The organism is Marinomonas communis (assembly GCF_004363305.1).
Taxonomy (GTDB): Bacteria; Pseudomonadota; Gammaproteobacteria; order Pseudomonadales; family Marinomonadaceae; genus Marinomonas; species Marinomonas communis.
This window is the reverse complement of sequence record NZ_SNZA01000002.1, coordinates 446,079-462,470: the sequence shown is the minus strand read 5'-3', so window position 1 is coordinate 462,470 and position 16,392 is coordinate 446,079. Positions and strand designations below refer to the sequence as shown.

The following is a 16,392-nucleotide window of genomic DNA, read 5'->3' as shown; positions in this document are numbered from 1 at the left end:
TTGATGGATAAAGGTCATGTTACGCAACCGCCCATTTCCTTTTTCGAGCGTTCGCTTGGAAAGCTATTACTGTTATGTGTGCTGGTGTCTTCACTGCTGACCTTTTTGCTGATCCCTCTGGCTGACAGCAGTGCCCGCTTAAACGCTCGTCAAGTGTTTGATAGCTCCCGCTGGCATTCACTGCAGCTACAACTGCAGACATACCGTTTGATGGATTACCTATCAGGCATCACTGAAAGGGATCTGCCTTTACAAGGCAATGCGTATTTCCAATACGATCTAGTGTTAAGTCGTGTAGATTTACTACGTAAAGGAGATCTTGGGCGACATATTCGAAGTTTTGCCAATGGCCGTGCCACGCGTCTGCTGAACATAATTTCTGGTGAGTTGGAACTCATCAGTTTAAACATCGAGCACCTTGAGCAGGGCAAACTTGATCAAATACCCATTTTGGTAGAACGCCTAAGAGCATTGGACTCTCAAGTGACGGACTTTGTCGTGATCGTCAATCAAGGTGCTAACGATTATGTAACAGGTAAACGAGGTGAATTAGATTCGCAGCTTCAGTTCATTCAAATCATTTCGATGGTCTTGCTGGGTCTTTCCGCTGCCCTATTGCTGATCACCTTCAAACTTTCGAAAAAGCTTGAACGTGCTTTTAAACGTAATCTTCGCTTGGAAAAGCGGGTCAAAGATGTCCAAGCGGCTAAATTCGAAATCGTAAGGCGTATTAGCTCAGAGCTGAAACCTTCCCTGATGGGGACTCTAAATAGCAGTGCCTCGTTGCTGCAGCAGTCTCTGCCTGAAGACCTGCGCATCGCTTTAGAGCGGATCACTAGCAACCATCAGCAAATGCTGACACAGCTGGACTGCTATCACGACCTCACTCTGATAGAAGCCAATCAGTTACAGCCTCAACTCAGCCAAGATAGTCTGCGTAAACACTTGAGTCATAGTGTCGACAGTTTAGTTCAAACCATGTCTACTTACCGTATTCGCGCTCTATGTTGTGTAGATTCACGTCTGGCAGACCAAGTTGAAACCGACTTCAGTCGGCTACATGAAATACTGATCACTTTACTCAATCACCTTGCCCCCTATTGTCAGGGAGCAGATCTATTGATCCAATTGCGTCCCTCTACCTTACCTATTATGAATTTGCCAAAACGTTCACGGCAACGCGCGCTTCGCATGGTGCAGATCAGCATTCGTGACAATGGCGAGGGACTTCCGGAGTCAGTTCAAGATGGGTTGCGTAACAACCCCCATAACCCGAATAATACGGTCATGAATCAGATCCAACTAATGGGTATGGGGTTCACTTTCTGCCACTTTTTAATCAGTGCACTACATGGAGAGCTGCACTTCACTAGCTCAAAAGGCAAGGGCTCTGAGATCTGGATTGATCTACCCATGGGCATAGAAGAGTCTCATGATGGATCCACTGAACACACTGTATACGACACACATATTGCAGTTCTAGAAACTGGTGGGTTACTTGACCAAGCGTTAGTCAATGCCCTCCGACCTTTTATTAGTCAAGTATCTAGCGTCACAGAAAGCCAACTGAGCGATTATTTGATGCTCTCTGAAGAGCTACCATTCAAAGTTTTATTCATTAATCAGCTCTTGCCCCTTAGTGCGGAACAGCGAGACAGGTGTATGAACCTACAAGAACAAGGCGTTGAATTAGTCCTTTCTCAAGCGCTGTCTCAAGCCCACCCCGAGCTATCGTCCGTTAGGCGCTTTCAATACCCTATTACCCCAGTTCAGCTGCAAACAATTTTAGGATAAGGACTTTTAAATGGCCGTCGATCAAGTACAACTAAAAACATTACACGATATTATCGGCAAAGAGACACTGCAGAAGGTTCAGCGCAGCTACATAGAAGACAGTGAGCCTAAGCTATTAGCGCTTGGTGACGCGATTGAAACGGGAGACTTTGCGACCATTGAACAGTTGAGTCACTCCTTAAAGTCTGCCAGCTCAAACCTCGCACTGAGTGGCGTCGCAGAAGTGTTCGCCCAGTTAGAAGCCTTGGCGACACAGCAACAAACATCACAATTAGCCGCTTTATACCAAGCAGCACAAACATCCTATCATCAAGAAGTGGCGGAACTAGACGCTCTTCTTAACAACTAAACAATGCAAAAAGGGCTGATAAATCAGCCCTTTAGTCACCTAGTGCAAGACATTCATCACTAGATTTTTTTGTCGTCCTGAGCCACTTTCTCAAGCTGCTCTGCAGGCATATGACGCACGTTGACACCATTAATCAAGTACACCAAGTGCTGGCAAAGGGAACGTGAGTGGTCACCGATACGCTCAAGTGAGCGCAGAATCCAAATAACATTGAATACACGACCAATCGAACGTGGATCTTCCATCATGTAAGTGATCAAAGAACGGATCGCTGTTTTGTATTCAAGATCGACAGTACGATCGGCTTTAGCAACACTGACCGCTAGATCAATATCCAAACGCGCATACGCATCAAGACTTTCACGTACCATGCGCGTTACTAACTGACCGATACGGCTGATTTCCACGTAACCACGTGGCGACTCGCCTTCATTGATCAGCTTCAAGGCATGGTTAGCAATCTTTTTCGCTTCATCGCCCATACGCTCTAGTTCACCAACCGCTTTACTGATCGATAGGATCATTCGTAAGTCGGTTGCCGCAGGCTGGCGCTTTGCCAGGATGCGCGTACATTCTTCATCAATGATGCCATCAAGCTGGTTGACGGTTGCGTCTTTTGCTTTCACTTCTTCAGCTAGGCTGCCGTCGCTTTCAAGTAGCGCATGAATAGCATCCGCTACCTGATTTTCTACTACACCACCCATGGTTAAAAAGTGCTGACGTAGGGTCTCAAGCTCGGTATTAAACTGCTGAGAAATATGATCCGCTGTTAACTCTCTCATAATCGTCGTTCCTTATCCTAGCCGTAGCGACCAGTGATGTAGTCTTCAGTTTGCTGTTTCGTTGGGTTGGTAAATAGGCTGTTGGTATCACCAAACTCAACCATGTTGCCCATGTACATAAACGCAGTATAGTCAGAAACACGTGCTGCCTGTTGCATGTTGTGGGTAACGATGGCAATCGTGAATTCTTCTTTTAGCTGGTGAATCAGCTCTTCGATCTTCAAGGTAGAGATCGGGTCAAGTGCTGATGCAGGCTCGTCTAATAGAAGCACTTCTGGTTTAACCGCTACTGTACGAGCGATCACTAGACGCTGTTGCTGACCACCGGACATACCTAGGGCACTTTCGTGTAGACGGTCTTTTACTTCGTCCCAAAGCGCCGCTGAGCGCAGTGCCCATTCAACCGTTTCGTCGATCACTCGCTTTTTGTTGATACCTTGAATACGTAGGCCGTAAGCTACGTTTTCGTAGATACTTTTCGGGAATGGGTTTGGCTTCTGGAATACCATGCCTACGCGACGACGTAGCTCGGCTACGTCGGTGCCTTTTTCGTAGATGTTCGTGTCATGCAGGTTGATTTCACCTGTGATACGACAGCTGTCTACCAAGTCGTTCATACGGTTGAAGCAACGTAGCAGCGTTGATTTACCACAGCCAGATGGGCCGATAAACGCGGTTACTTTCTTCTCAGGGATGATCATGTCGATCCCTTTCAGGGCTTCTTTCTCGCCGTAATAAAGGTGTAAGTCTTTAACGGAAAGACAAACTTTTTCGTCTTCAATGCGCAGCGCCTGCTGGCTACGTTGCATTGCTGAAATATCGATAGAGTGTGTAGTTGTTTCGCTCATAATAGTCTCTCTCCGCCGTCTTACATTTCCAGCGATTTGTATTTTTCACGTAGGTGGTTACGGATGGTAACGGCTGCTAAGTTAAGCAATGCAATCACGATTACCAATAATAGTGCAGTCGCGTAAACCAATGGGCGCGCTGCCTCTACGTTCGGGCTTTGGAAGCCCACATCATAAATATGGAAGCCCAAGTGCATGAACTTCTGATCCAAGTGGATGAACGGGTAGTTGCCATCCAATGGTAGCGATGGTGCCAATTTCACTACACCAACCAGCATCAGTGGCGCTACCTCACCGGCAGCACGGGCTACCGCTAGGATAACACCGGTCATGATCGCTGGGCTGGCCATTGGCAAGACCACACGCCATAGTGTTTCTGCTTTGGTGGCACCCAGTGCCAAAGAGCCTTCACGTACGTTACGAGGAATACGTGATAGACCTTCTTCTGTGGCTACGATGACCACTGGCACGGTTAGCAGTGCGAGTGTGATCGAGGCCCACATTAGACCACCGGTACCGAACGTCGGTGACGGTAACGCTTCTGGGAAGAACGCTTGGTCGATCCCCGAACCTAGGAAGTAAACGAAGAAACCTAGGCCAAATACACCGTATACGATCGATGGTACACCCGCTAAGTTGTTTACTGCGATACGAATGGTACGTGTCACAAAACCTTGCGATGCGTATTCGCGTAGGTAAACCGCCGCGACGACACCAAATGGTGTCACCAGGATGGTCATCAAGAGTACCATCATTACGGTACCGAAGATCGCAGGGAACACACCACCTTCCGTATTCGCTTCTCGTGGTTCAGCAGTTAGGAACTCCACCACTTTTGAACCGTAGAAGCCTAGCTTCTCAGCAATGCCCATGGCATTAGGACGGTACGCGCGAACAACTTTTGCTACTTGCAGTTCATGTACGCTGCCATCCATTACCTGTACCACGAAGGTATCACGGTTGATTTCGGCGTATAGGTCGATCAGACGTTGCTGTAATGCTTCGTACAGCGCATCTTGCTCTGCACGTTGCGCGTCAATATCAGCCAATTTCGCTGGCGTCAGTTCGTTGTTCAACTCAAGACGACGCTGTTCCAGACGAAGACGCTCTAGCTTGTGGTTGATCGCACCGATTTCGTCTTTTTCCACATCATGGATGTCGTCGTAAATCGTTGTGGCACGCTCAATACTACGTTCAAAAGCAGCCCAAGTAGCCAACGCTGAATCCGTTGGTGTTAGGTCTTCTGTCTGTGCAACCACTTTGCCATCTTCTTTCACGGCTTTTAGGTAACCGTACAGGTTGCCCCACTCGTGACGTTCTGCTGCAAACAGCATCTCTGGTTGAGTAATATCGGTGAAGTACTCATCGATCACCCAACGGAAGTCAGAGCCATATACATCACGGTTACCCGTTTTCATCAAAGAGCGCATCATTAGGTCATGATGGTCCGCGACATCGATGCCTGCTTCACGTAGCTGAGCAGCAGGTACTTCCGCTGACTCAACGCGCTCTGCAACCAATGTGTATGGCGTTGAGCCAGGTAGACTGTATGTACCTTGGTTAATGTCCGCTGGCCAAAAGTGACCTAGACCACGTACCGCAATCAGCGCCAATAGACCAATTACCATGATCACACAGATCGCTACTGCACCTGCGTTTAGCCATACCCATGGATCACCAGACTTCACCCACTGGGATACGGTTTGATTCTTAATTTTTAGTTCATTACTCATTATAGCGACCCGTATTTCTTACGTAGGTGCTGACGCACGGATTCAGCGATGGTGTTCACGACGAAGGTGAAGGCAAACAACACAAACGCTGCCAAGAACAAGATACGGTAGTGCGAGCTACCCACTTCGGATTCCGGTACTTCCACGGCCAAGTTCGCCGCCAAGGTACGCATACCTTCGAAGATGTTGAAGTCCATGATTGGCGTGTTACCAGTGGCCATCAATACGATCATGGTTTCACCCACGGCACGACCCATACCGATCATGATGGCAGAGAAGATACCTGGACTTGCAGTTGGTAGTACCACGCGTGTCATGGTTTGCCAGTAGGTCGCCCCCAATGCTAGCGAGCCTTGTGTTAGCGCTTTTGGCACTGAGAAGATCGCGTCTTCGGTGATCGAGAAGATCGTTGGAATCACCGCAAAGCCCATCGCAAAACCAACGACTAGGGCGTTACGTTGGTCGAACGTGATACCTAGATCGTTAGTGATAAAGCCTCGAATGTTGCCGTCGAAGAAGCTCAATTCGATCACTGGGCTCATCGCCACACAGCCCCAACCCAATAGTACAACCACTGGAATAAGCAGCATTGGTTGCCAGCCGTCCGGCACCATAAAGCGAACACTTTGTGGCAAACGAGACCAAATAAAGGCAAACAATAGAATGCCAAGCGGAAGTACCACTAGGATGCTAAATGCCGCCGCTAGGTTTTCTTCTAGGAATGGTGCAAAGAATAGACCGGCTAAGAAACCTAGAATAACCGTTGGAAGCGCTTCCATTAGCTCGATCACAGGTTTTACTTTACGACGCAGACCCGGTGCCATGAAGTAAGCCGTGTAGATCGCACCACAGATCGCTAGCGGAACCGCCATCAACATGGCATAGAACGCGGCTTTAAGGGTACCGAATGCCAGTGGCATCAAGCTGTATTTTGGCTCGAAGTCGTTGTTCGCAGCAGAAGACTGCCAAGTGTAAGTCGGCTCTTGATAACCTTCGTACCACACTTTGCCCCAGATCGATGACCAAGAGACTTCAGGGTGTTCGTTATCAACTTCGAAGAAATGTAGACCTTTTCCGTCTTCTAGTAATAGACCGTTAGCACGCGGTGCGAAGCTAATCATAGTCGCTGATCCGTCGCTAATACGCTCATCAATCACCTGACGGCTAGAGGTTGCGTTGAAGATCGATACCACACCACGATCATCCAAGGTAGCAAAGCCTTTACGACGGTGTTCCATCGCCATGTCGACCAAACCCGTTGGGTGCTTCACATCACGAATGTAAGTTAGATGCTCAACATTGTTATCGTCACGTACGTTGAACCATTGGCTCACACGACCAGCACTGTCTGCCACCATAACAGATGACTGACCTAGCAAGTAACGCATCGAAACCAGCTGCGCATCGCCATCGATTAAATCGATTTGCTCTTTTAGTTGCACATCATCAATGTCACGAATATCAAACTCAGACATGGCCCCCGCAGCATTCGCTACGTACAAGTAACGTTGATCACCCGAAATCAATAGTGAATGGGTGCCGTCTACAAATGGGATGTCTGCACTGTCTTCCGTTAACTCGACTTCTTCCGTGATGAAGTTAACGTCTTTTGATAAACGCACGACTTGTGCTTGCTGATCGCCAACAACCGCTAATGTCATACGATCTTCGTTGTCACGAATGCTCAAGTGGCGTGGTGCGAAATCGGCAGCTTGGATACCTTCTGTACCGTATGGGTATTCAATGCTTGGCGTGATCACACGCTCACCTTCAGGATACGTCGTCTTGTACACTTGCTGTGCCACAAGAACACGGCCATCGGCGTAAGCGAAGGCAATCATGCGGCTAGTGTCAGACTCAACGGCAAATGCAGTAGGCTGACCTAACGGGTTTTTAACGTTCTCAATAACGCTACCGTCGGCCACTTTGAAGTACACCATGTCGCCGTTTTCAGCCACACGGAAGCCCACTTCGGCTTGCTCTTCTGATGTGAGATATAAACTTTTACCTGACTCTGCAGCAGGCACGGCATAGCTGTCTTTTTGCTCAATACTGGCACCTGAAAATAGGGGTGCAACCTCATACATTAAATAGAAACATATCAGTAGGACAGCCAAAATCACACTGCTACCGCCGATGGCTATGCCAACGCTCGCACTGCGATCTTTGAATGCACGAACTTTACGATGACGCTTCAATGCTGGCGTATCGAAATCCAGTTCGGGTATTTTTTGATCCGCTTTTGTACTCATCCGATTTCACTTTTTATGACATTTTTGTGACAGTTAGGGACATAACAAAAGCAGGAGAGATCAAGTCTCTCCTGCTCCGTTGCATCCTGCAAACGTTCCTTGTTATCCAGTATCTCTTATTACTGAATACCTAGGTCAGATAGGTATTTAGCTGATACTTTCGCTGGTAGTGGAACGTAACCGTCTTTCACTACAACTTCTTGACCCATTTTAGAAAGAACCATCTTAACGAACTCACGCTCTAGTGGAGCTAGTGGTTTGTTAGGTGCTTTGTTTACATAAACGTAAAGGAAGCGAGACAGTGGGTATTTACCCGTCGCAGCGTTTTCTGGCGTTGCGTCGATTAGGTCACCGCCTTCTTTCTTAGCAAGTGGCAGAGCACGTACTGAAGAAGTTTTGTAACCGATACCAGAGTAACCGATACCGTTAAGAGACGTAGAAACTGACTGTACTACAGAAGCAGAACCTGGCTGCTCGTTTACAGAGTTTTTGAAGTCACCTTTGAATAGAGCGTTTGATTTGAAGTAACCGTAAGTACCAGATACTGAGTTACGACCAAATAGCTGCACATCACGGTTTGCCCAAGCACCTTCAAGGCCAGCTGCACCCCAGTTAGTGATGTCTTCGCTGTGACCACCCTTACGAGTAGAAGAGAAGATCGCATCCACTTCTGGAAGAGATAGACCTTTGATTGGGTTATCTTTGTGTACGAATACTGCTAGAGCATCGATTGCTACTGGGATAGCCGTTGGCTTGTAGCCGTATTTCTTCTCGAATGCTGCGATCTCTTTGTCTTTCATTTGACGAGACATTGGACCGAAGTTAGAAGTACCTTCAGTAAGCGCTGGTGGCGCAGTAGAAGAGCCAGCTGCTTGGATCTGGATGTTCACGTTAGGGTAAAGACGTTTGAAATCTTCTGCCCATAGCGTCATTAGGTTCGCTAGCGTGTCAGAACCAACACTAGAGATGTTACCTGATACACCACTTGCTTTAGTGTAAGAAGGTAGGTTTGCATCAACGTCTGCCATTACGTTAGCAGAAACACCTGCTAGAGTAGACACTGCTAGAGTCGCAACTAGTTTTATCATCACTTCAACCTCAATGGTTATCGTCAGTTTTGTATGAATCGAAATCTTTATCAGAGAGCCCGAATAAACTTCGTTTTCTTTCGATGATGTGAACTATAAAGAGGCTTTGTGACATTAATGTTAAAGCTTGAAATATTCTGAATCTTTTTTCACCAGCTCCCTATAAAGAGCGCAAAAAAGCGGTCAAAGCCATTCATTACGGGGCTTTTAAAGGGAAATGTACTTCAAATATTCCCAACAGACTGGATATCAAATAGACTGACGCCTCGGATTTTTCCGCCTTTCTATATTACAAAAGCAAAAAAATAGCCTGTGGGTTTAACTATGTTTAACAAAATCGTATGCGGTGCCGAAGGCATTTCCTCCGTCGTGGGGAAATGTGTCGCTTGGCTTACCCTTCTTATGATGTTGCTGACCTGTCTAATAGTGTTGCTACGCTATGGGTTGGGCATCGGCTCCATCGCTCTGCAAGAGTCTGTGCTTTATATGCATGCTATGGTGTTTATGCTCGGCGCAGCGTACACCTTCAAAGACGATGAACACGTGCGAGTAGATGTGCTTTACCGAGATTTCTCACCGCGCAAAAAAGCTTGGGTGAATATCTTAGGGGGCTTGTTCTTCTTATTGCCATTCTGTGCTTACACCGCCTACATGAGCATCGACTACGTCGCCGCTTCTTGGCGTGTGTTAGAAACATCACAAGAGCCAGGTGGCCTGCCATTCGTCTACCTTCTAAAAACACTGATTCCAATTATGATGGCGCTACTGATTATTCAGGGCATCGCTGACATTCTTAAGAACCTAGGTGTGGTATTCAATAAACAGCAATTAACGGAGGCACAATAAGGTGGCTGAGTTTTTACCTTTATGGCTATTCGCCGGTGTCTGTGTGTTTCTTCTATTCGGTTACCCGGTTGCCTTCTCTCTAGGTGGTACAGCGCTGCTGTTCGCTGCCGGTGGTGCGATGTTTGGAACGTTCGATGCGGTATTCCTAGAAGCCTTACCAAACCGCTTGTTTGGTATCGTACGCAATGAAACCCTGATTGCTGTACCACTGTTTGTCTTGATGGGTGTTCTGCTAGAAAAATCTAAGCTAGCTGAGCGCCTATTGGATTCCATGGCGATGCTGTTCGGTACCATGCGCGGTGGTTTGGGCATTTCGGTGATCCTAGTGGGCATGTTGATGGCAGCCAGCACTGGTATTGTGGGTGCAACTGTAGTGACTATGGGTATGATCTCGCTACCTACGATGTTACGTCGTGGCTACGACCCGGCCCTAGCAACCGGTACTATTTGTGCAACAGGTACCCTTGGCCAAATCATTCCACCGTCAATCGCCCTCGTACTACTAGGTGATGTCATGTCTAATGCCTTCCAAAAGGCACAATTGGAAATGGGCGTGTTCTCTCCTAAAACGGTTTCCGTAGGCGACTTATTCGTCGGTGCCTTGATCCCTGGTTTAATCTTGGTTGCCCTGTACATTGCTTACGTAGCTGGTGTGGCGTGGCTACAGCCGCATAAAGCCCCAGCCGTACCAAAAGAAGAGCTGCGCCGTGGTGTGGACGATTCTTCTTTAGCACTTGAGATCATCAAAGGCTTGTTGCCGCCGTTGCTCCTGATCCTTGCGGTATTAGGTTCGATCCTTGGCGGTCTAGCAACACCGACAGAAGCAGCAGGTGTTGGCGCATTCGGTGCCGCTATCCTAGCGTGGGCATCCGGTAAGCTGTCGTTACAAACTCTTAAAGAGTGTGTACTGTCGACCACAAAGGTCACCGGCATGGTATTTATGATCCTAGTCGGTGCGTCACTGTTCTCGTTGGTCTTCCGTGGTTTTGGTGGTGAAGAACTGATTCATGAGTTCTTTAACCAACTGCCTGGTGGTGTCATCAGTGCAGTCTTGATCGTCATGTTGGTGATGTTCTTCCTAGGCTTTATTTTAGACTTCATCGAAATCACCTTTGTTGTGGTGCCTATCGTTGCCCCAGTATTGTTGGCAATGGGCCTAGATCCAATCTGGTTAGGTATTATGATGGCGATCAACCTACAAACGTCATTCCTAACACCACCGTTTGGTTTCGCCCTGTTCTACCTACGTGGCGTTGCGCCACCAGAAGTAAAAACGCAGTCTATCTATAAAGGTGTGATTCCGTTTATTTTGATTCAATTGTTCGTACTGTTACTGCTCGCTATTTGGCCTGATCTGGCAACTTGGTTGCCTGAAACGGTCTACGCAGACTAATAATAAGAGGAGATGCTATGAAAGCTATGCAAGTGAACGATTATGGACCAGCAAGTGATTTAACGCTGGTAGATGCTGAAAAGCCCACCATCAACGATGATCAAATACTGGTTCAAATCGGAGCCTCTGGGGTTAACCCAGTTGATACTTACATTCGTTCTGGCATCAATAACTACACGGCGTCATTTCCTCATACCCCAGGCAATGACGGCGCGGGTACGATTGTCGAAGTCGGTAGCAATGTAACTGGGTTTAGCATTGGCCAACGTGTCTATTTCTCACGCAACCTAACTGGCTCTGCTGCAGAGTATGCCGTCACCCTACCGACGCATACCTTTCCGTTAGCAAATGCGTTGAGTTTCGCTGAAGGTGCTTGCCTAGGGGTTCCTTACACCACAGCCCATCGTGCTCTATTTGGCCGCGCTCACGCCCAAGCGGGCGAGCGTGTTCTGGTGCACGGTGCAACCGGTGCAGTGGGTATTGCAACGGTTCAGCTTGCACTGGCGGCTGGTATGAACGTTGTAGCTTCTGCAGGCACCATTGAAGGCGCAAATCTGCTACGTGCTCAGGGTGTTCAAGAAGTCATCATGCACAACCAAGAAGGCTATCTAACACCTTACCAATCACTGCAAACTGGCTTTGATGTGATCATCGAGATGTTGGCTAACCATAACCTTGACCAGGACCTCAAAGCTCTCGCATTTGGTGGTCGTGTGGCGGTGATCGGTAACCGTGGCACCGTGGACATCAACCCTCGTGACCTGATGGCGCGCGATGCAGCGGTGATGGGTGTGGCCTTAGCAAACGCAACGCCCGATGCGCTGAAACGTATCGCCCAAGCGATGTTGCCACTGTTCGAAAAAGGTGTGCTGAAACCCGTTATTCGTAAAGAGTACGCTCTGACCGAATTACCGCAAGCCCATGAAGATGTTCTAAAAAGTGGTGCTCAAGGGAACCTAGTCGTTGTCTTGTAACCCGCGTCAGAGGGCAGATTCTCTGCCCTCTTTCATTTTCCCTCTACTCAATTTCCCGCGACCCCGCTATACTTTCACCGTTTGATTGAATAAAAAGTAGGCAATTTACTTGGCTCCCTCTGATTCTGATGTTTTCAGCTTGCCCGATGTGGCTGACACGCATGACCACAACTACCATCAGTTAGTTGTCGTTCTTGATGGTAACACCGACTTTGATTTAGAAAGTCGCGGTGGTCGTCAAATGCGTTCTGGCAGTGGCTGCATTGTGCCCTCAGCAGAAGGCCATCAGTTTGTTGGCCTCGGTGACAATCGCATAATGGTGGTGAACTTGCCGGTACCGCCACAAAAAGCCATCACAGATGAAGAGTACGAAGTGGTGTCACGATTGTTTGATCAAGCGGCCTACTTTGAGCTAAATCCAAGGTTACAGGTATTGGCATCCGCCCTATCGGGAGAGCTACAGCAATACCCAGAGGATGTTTTATTAGCACGTGCCTGTGGCAATACCTTGCTCAGTGCCATTCGCCATCAGCTAAACAACCAAAACATTAAAACCCGTGGCCAGCAGTTAGATATTGAAAAGCTTGATCAGTTTATTGAGTTAAACCTGTCTCGTCGTGTGCAAATCAGCCAACTCGCTAACTTTTGCTTTTTAAGCGTGAGCCAGTTTCATGAGCGCTTTAAAGAGCGTACAGGCATGACGCCGCATCAATATCTGATTCGTAAACGTCTCGAACGAGCGCAGTTATTTTTGCGTGACGGCCATACCCCGGTTCAAGTGGCAGAAATGTGCGGCTTTTCCAGCCAAAGTGCCATGACCAGCACCTTTTCTCAGACTCTTGGTATCACCCCTCTGAAATATCAAAAACAGTTCCGTAATAGCTGATTACCAGCCATTCACTCGCACTAGTTTTTAGCATTTCGCGCCTTTTATGCTCTTAATTGGCGCAGTTGTCGACTTGTTTACAACACTAATAAATTCTGTCGGATTTTCTTATAAAAAAAGCCGAGTATTACGAAAGACGCTGTCACCACTCTGTCACTATATTTCTCTCACAGTACGAAGATGACGTTTGTTGCACGTTTGCTGGCTTGAGTTTTCCACTTCCTTTGCAACACTTTACGTAGAACGTCTTCATAACAATACAAAACGGTTTTATACGGAAACAACTATTTCCGGTTGTCGTGGGAGAATCTAACTATGTTTAACGCACTCGAGGTTTTACAACCAACTATTCTTGAGCGCCCCCTAAACGAACTGTGGCAGCGCATTTCACCGCTGTACAGTGCGGATGAAGAGCTGTGGCTAACAGAGCTATTAAAGCTAGCTGAACCAACTGATGCGCAGCTAAAAGCCAGCACAGATGCCGCGACAACCTTGATCGAGCAAGTACGTAAAGACGATGAGTCCATGTCAATGATTGACTCACTGTTGCTTGAGTACAGCCTGGATACTAAAGAAGGTATCTTGCTAATGTGTTTGGCAGAAGCCTTGATGCGTGTGCCAGACAAAGAAACCGCTGATGCGTTCATCAAAGACCGTCTAAGTGTTGCTGACTGGGCTTCTCACGTTAAAAACTCGGACTCATTCTTCGTTAACGCGTCGACTTGGGGTCTATTGTTGACGGGTAAAATCGTCACTATGGACGAAACCAAAGATGGTCAGCCAGCAAACCTGATCAATCGCATGGTAAACCGTGTTTCTGAGCCAGTGATTCGTAAAGCCATGAACCAAGCGATGAAGATCATGGGGCACCAATTCGTGCTTGGTCGTTCTATCAGCGAAGCATTGTCACGTGGTAAGAGCTACCGCGACAAAGGCTACACCTACTCATTCGACATGTTAGGTGAAGCAGCACTGACTGCTGCTGATGCCGACAAGTACCTTAAGTCTTACGAACAAGCCATCGAATCCGTTGGTAAAGACACCTACAACAAGGGCCACCGCCCAACGATCTCAATCAAACTGTCTGCCCTACACCCACGTTACGAAGTGGGCTGTGAAGAGCGCGTCATGACAGAGCTGTTTGAAAGCGTAAAAGGTTTGATCCAAAAAGCCCGCGCATTGAACGTTGGCATCACCATCGACGCAGAAGAAGCGGACCGCTTAGAGCTATCGCTGCACCTGTTTGAAAAGCTGTTCCGTGACGAAAGCACAAAAGGCTGGGGACTATTTGGCCTCGTTGTACAAGCCTACTCGAAACGTTGTCTTCCTGTTCTAAACTGGCTAGCCGCTCTTGCAAAAGACGTGGGTGATCGTATTCCTCTGCGTTTGGTAAAAGGCGCTTACTGGGACTCTGAAATCAAGCTGTGTCAGCAACGTGGTCTAAGTGGTTACCCAGTTTACACACGTAAAGAATCAACCGACGTTTCATACCTTGCTTGTGCAAACTTCCTATTAAGTGCACACACACGTCAGTGGATCTTCCCACAATTCGCAAGCCACAATGCGCATACGATTGCGACCATTGCTACGATTGCAGAAAACTTGGGCGCAACCACTAACGAGTACGAATTCCAGCGCCTACACGGCATGGGCGATGCGCTTTACAACCGTCTAATAAAAGACAAAGACGTTTGTGTTCGTATTTACGCGCCAGTTGGTAGCCATAAAGATTTGCTTCCTTACTTGGTTCGTCGTCTTCTAGAAAACGGTGCTAACAGCTCATTCGTACACCGTCTAGTGGATGCACGTTGCCCAATCTCTGAGCTAGTCGATCACCCAGTGACGACGCTTATGAGCCGTAAAACGCTGCGCAACCCATTCATTAATCTACCAAAAGACATGTTTGTTGACCGTAAAAACTCCTATGGTCCAAACATCGAGATTGAGTCTGAATGGACACCATTTAAAGCGTCTGTTGATGCCTTCATGGGGGCTGACACAACGTGGACGGCTTACCCAATCGTTGGCGGTGAAAACCTAGAAACGGACAAAGTTCGTGAAGTAAACAGCCCATACGATCACAGTCTAAACGTCGGTAAAGTGTACTGGTCCAATACTGAGATCGTAAACAAAGCCATCGATACCGCGGATGCAGCCTTCCCTGCTTGGTCTAAAACCCCAGCAACAGATCGTGCAGCTTGCCTAGAACGTATGGCAGAGCTGATGGAAGAAAACTACGCTGAGTTGGTTGCTATCTGTCACCGCGAAGCGGGTAAAACCATCCAAGACAGCATTGACGAAGTACGTGAAGCCGTCGACTTCTGTAACTACTACGCACAACAGGTTCGTCAAAACTTTGCTGCACCAAAAGTCTTCACCAACTTCCAAGGTAAGACTCAGCAGTCACAACTGACTGGCCGTGGTGTATTCGCTTGTATCAGCCCATGGAACTTCCCATTGGCGATCTTTACTGGCCAAGTTGTTGCCGCTCTTGCAGCAGGTAACGCAGTCGTGTGTAAAGCCGCTGAGCAAACCTCTTTGATTGCTTTCCGTGCCGTGCAAATGCTGCACGAAGCAGGCATTCCAAAAGACGTCTTGCACTTCCTACCAGGTAATGGTGCAACCGTAGGTGCGCCAATGACGCAACATAAACGCATCGCAGGTCTAGCGTTCACTGGTTCAACTGGCACAGCACAGTTGATCAACCGTACCTTGGCAAGCCGTGGTGTTGCGCCAGTTCCTGTGATTGCAGAAACCGGTGGTCAGAATGCGATGTTGGTTGATTCAACGTCTCTACCAGAACAGGTTGTACGTGACGCCGTTCGCTCTGCCTTTGCTTCTGCCGGTCAGCGTTGTTCTGCCCTACGTGTTTTGTTTGTTCAAGCTGACATTGCCGATCGCGTTATCCCAATGATCGCAGGCGCCATGAAAGAGCAGACGGTTGGCCTGCCTTACCTACACTCAACCGATGTAGGTCCGGTAATCGATGAAAAAGCACAAAAAATGCTGCTTGATCACATCGAAGTGATGAAAAAAGAAGGTCGTCTGATCGCTCAAGCCGAGCTACCAGAATGGGCGGAAAAAGGAACTTTTGTGGCACCGACTGCGTTTGAAATCAGCAGCATCGACCAACTAAAAGATGAGAAATTCGGTCCGATCATGCACGTGGTTCGCTACAAAGCAAAAGACCTAGATAAGATCATCGATACGATTAATAACTCTGGGTTTGGTTTGACCATGGGCGTTCACAGCCGTAACGAAACCACTTGTGCTCACATTGCTAACCGTGCGCGCGTTGGTAACCTCTACGTTAACCGTGACCAAGTCGGCGCTGTCGTAGGTGTACAACCATTTGGTGGCCAAGGTCTGTCTGGTACAGGTCCAAAAGCCGGTGGCCCACACTACCTACCACGCTTTGCGAAAGAGCAATTGGTTTAATCAGGCTGA

General features: G+C 47.9%; 12 protein-coding genes. 7 read left to right on the top strand and 5 right to left on the bottom strand.

What is annotated here, in order from left to right; genetic code table 11:
- Nucleotides 1-3 precede the first annotated feature (3 nt).
- Both C8D85_RS08595 and C8D85_RS08590 read left to right on the top strand, forming a co-directional pair.
- Complete coding sequence (locus tag C8D85_RS08595) at nt 4-1,794, top strand: sensor histidine kinase (protein ID WP_133561653.1); 1,791 nt, start codon at nt 4-6, stop codon at nt 1,792-1,794.
- Between the two features lie 10 nt (nt 1,795-1,804).
- On the top strand, nt 1,805-2,143 hold the full coding sequence (locus tag C8D85_RS08590) for an Hpt domain-containing protein (RefSeq protein ID WP_133561651.1): 339 nt from the start codon (nt 1,805-1,807) through the stop codon (nt 2,141-2,143).
- A gap of 59 nt (nt 2,144-2,202) precedes the next feature.
- On the opposite strand, the gene phoU is transcribed toward C8D85_RS08590, so the two are convergent.
- The 5 genes from phoU to C8D85_RS08565 form a co-directional block, all read right to left on the bottom strand.
- The gene (gene phoU, locus C8D85_RS08585; RefSeq protein WP_133561649.1) at nt 2,203-2,925 is read right to left on the bottom strand and encodes a phosphate signaling complex protein PhoU; all 723 of its coding nucleotides are present in this window, start codon (nt 2,923-2,925) and stop codon (nt 2,203-2,205) included.
- Nucleotides 2,926-2,942: 17 nt separating this feature from the next.
- The gene (pstB, locus tag C8D85_RS08580; RefSeq protein ID WP_133561647.1) at nt 2,943-3,773 is read right to left on the bottom strand and encodes a phosphate ABC transporter ATP-binding protein PstB; all 831 of its coding nucleotides are present in this window, start codon (nt 3,771-3,773) and stop codon (nt 2,943-2,945) included.
- Nucleotides 3,774-3,793: 20 nt separating this feature from the next.
- A complete protein-coding gene (gene pstA, locus C8D85_RS08575; RefSeq protein WP_133561645.1) occupies nt 3,794-5,506 on the bottom strand; it encodes a phosphate ABC transporter permease PstA in 1,713 nt (570 codons plus the stop codon).
- Nucleotides 5,506-7,758, bottom strand: coding sequence for an ABC transporter permease subunit (locus C8D85_RS08570; RefSeq protein WP_133561643.1), 2,253 nt, complete (start codon nt 7,756-7,758; stop codon nt 5,506-5,508). Before C8D85_RS08570 ends, pstA begins: the two co-directional genes overlap by 1 nt.
- 119 nt (nt 7,759-7,877) lie before the next feature.
- A complete protein-coding gene (locus C8D85_RS08565; RefSeq protein WP_133561641.1) occupies nt 7,878-8,846 on the bottom strand; it encodes a PstS family phosphate ABC transporter substrate-binding protein in 969 nt (322 codons plus the stop codon).
- 324 nt (nt 8,847-9,170) lie between these two features.
- Here C8D85_RS08565 and C8D85_RS08560 point away from each other — a divergent pair, with 324 nt between their 5' ends.
- From C8D85_RS08560 to putA, 5 genes are all read left to right on the top strand, one after another.
- Nucleotides 9,171-9,692 (top strand): TRAP transporter small permease subunit, encoded by a 522-nt coding sequence (locus C8D85_RS08560; protein WP_133561639.1) that lies wholly within the window; start codon nt 9,171-9,173, stop codon nt 9,690-9,692.
- Nucleotide 9,693: 1 nt separating this feature from the next.
- Entirely contained in the window at nt 9,694-11,085 is a 1,392-nt protein-coding gene (locus C8D85_RS08555; protein ID WP_133561637.1) for a TRAP transporter large permease, read from the top strand.
- Between the two features lie 17 nt (nt 11,086-11,102).
- Nucleotides 11,103-12,059 carry an NADPH:quinone reductase gene (locus tag C8D85_RS08550; RefSeq protein ID WP_133561635.1) on the top strand — a complete coding sequence of 319 codons (957 nt, stop codon included), beginning with the start codon at nt 11,103-11,105 and terminating at the stop codon, nt 12,057-12,059.
- Between the two features lie 109 nt (nt 12,060-12,168).
- On the top strand, nt 12,169-12,945 hold the full coding sequence (locus C8D85_RS08545; RefSeq protein ID WP_133561633.1) for an AraC family transcriptional regulator: 777 nt from the start codon (nt 12,169-12,171) through the stop codon (nt 12,943-12,945).
- A gap of 315 nt (nt 12,946-13,260) precedes the next feature.
- Nucleotides 13,261-16,383, top strand: coding sequence for a bifunctional proline dehydrogenase/L-glutamate gamma-semialdehyde dehydrogenase PutA (gene putA / locus C8D85_RS08540; protein WP_133561631.1), 3,123 nt, complete (start codon nt 13,261-13,263; stop codon nt 16,381-16,383).
- Nucleotides 16,384-16,392 lie beyond the last annotated feature (9 nt).

Coding starts and splice junctions, on each gene's coding strand:
- C8D85_RS08595 (WP_133561653.1), top strand. CDS start 4: ATGGATAAAGGTCATGTTACGCAACCGCCCATTTCCTTTTTCGAGCGT.
- C8D85_RS08590 (WP_133561651.1), top strand. CDS start 1,805: ATGGCCGTCGATCAAGTACAACTAAAAACATTACACGATATTATCGGC.
- phoU (WP_133561649.1), bottom strand. CDS start 2,925: ATGAGAGAGTTAACAGCGGATCATATTTCTCAGCAGTTTAATACCGAG.
- pstB (WP_133561647.1), bottom strand. CDS start 3,773: ATGAGCGAAACAACTACACACTCTATCGATATTTCAGCAATGCAACGT.
- pstA (WP_133561645.1), bottom strand. CDS start 5,506: ATGAGTAATGAACTAAAAATTAAGAATCAAACCGTATCCCAGTGGGTG.
- C8D85_RS08570 (WP_133561643.1), bottom strand. CDS start 7,758: ATGAGTACAAAAGCGGATCAAAAAATACCCGAACTGGATTTCGATACG.
- C8D85_RS08565 (WP_133561641.1), bottom strand. CDS start 8,846: ATGATAAAACTAGTTGCGACTCTAGCAGTGTCTACTCTAGCAGGTGTT.
- C8D85_RS08560 (WP_133561639.1), top strand. CDS start 9,171: ATGTTTAACAAAATCGTATGCGGTGCCGAAGGCATTTCCTCCGTCGTG.
- C8D85_RS08550 (WP_133561635.1), top strand. CDS start 11,103: ATGAAAGCTATGCAAGTGAACGATTATGGACCAGCAAGTGATTTAACG.
- putA (WP_133561631.1), top strand. CDS start 13,261: ATGTTTAACGCACTCGAGGTTTTACAACCAACTATTCTTGAGCGCCCC.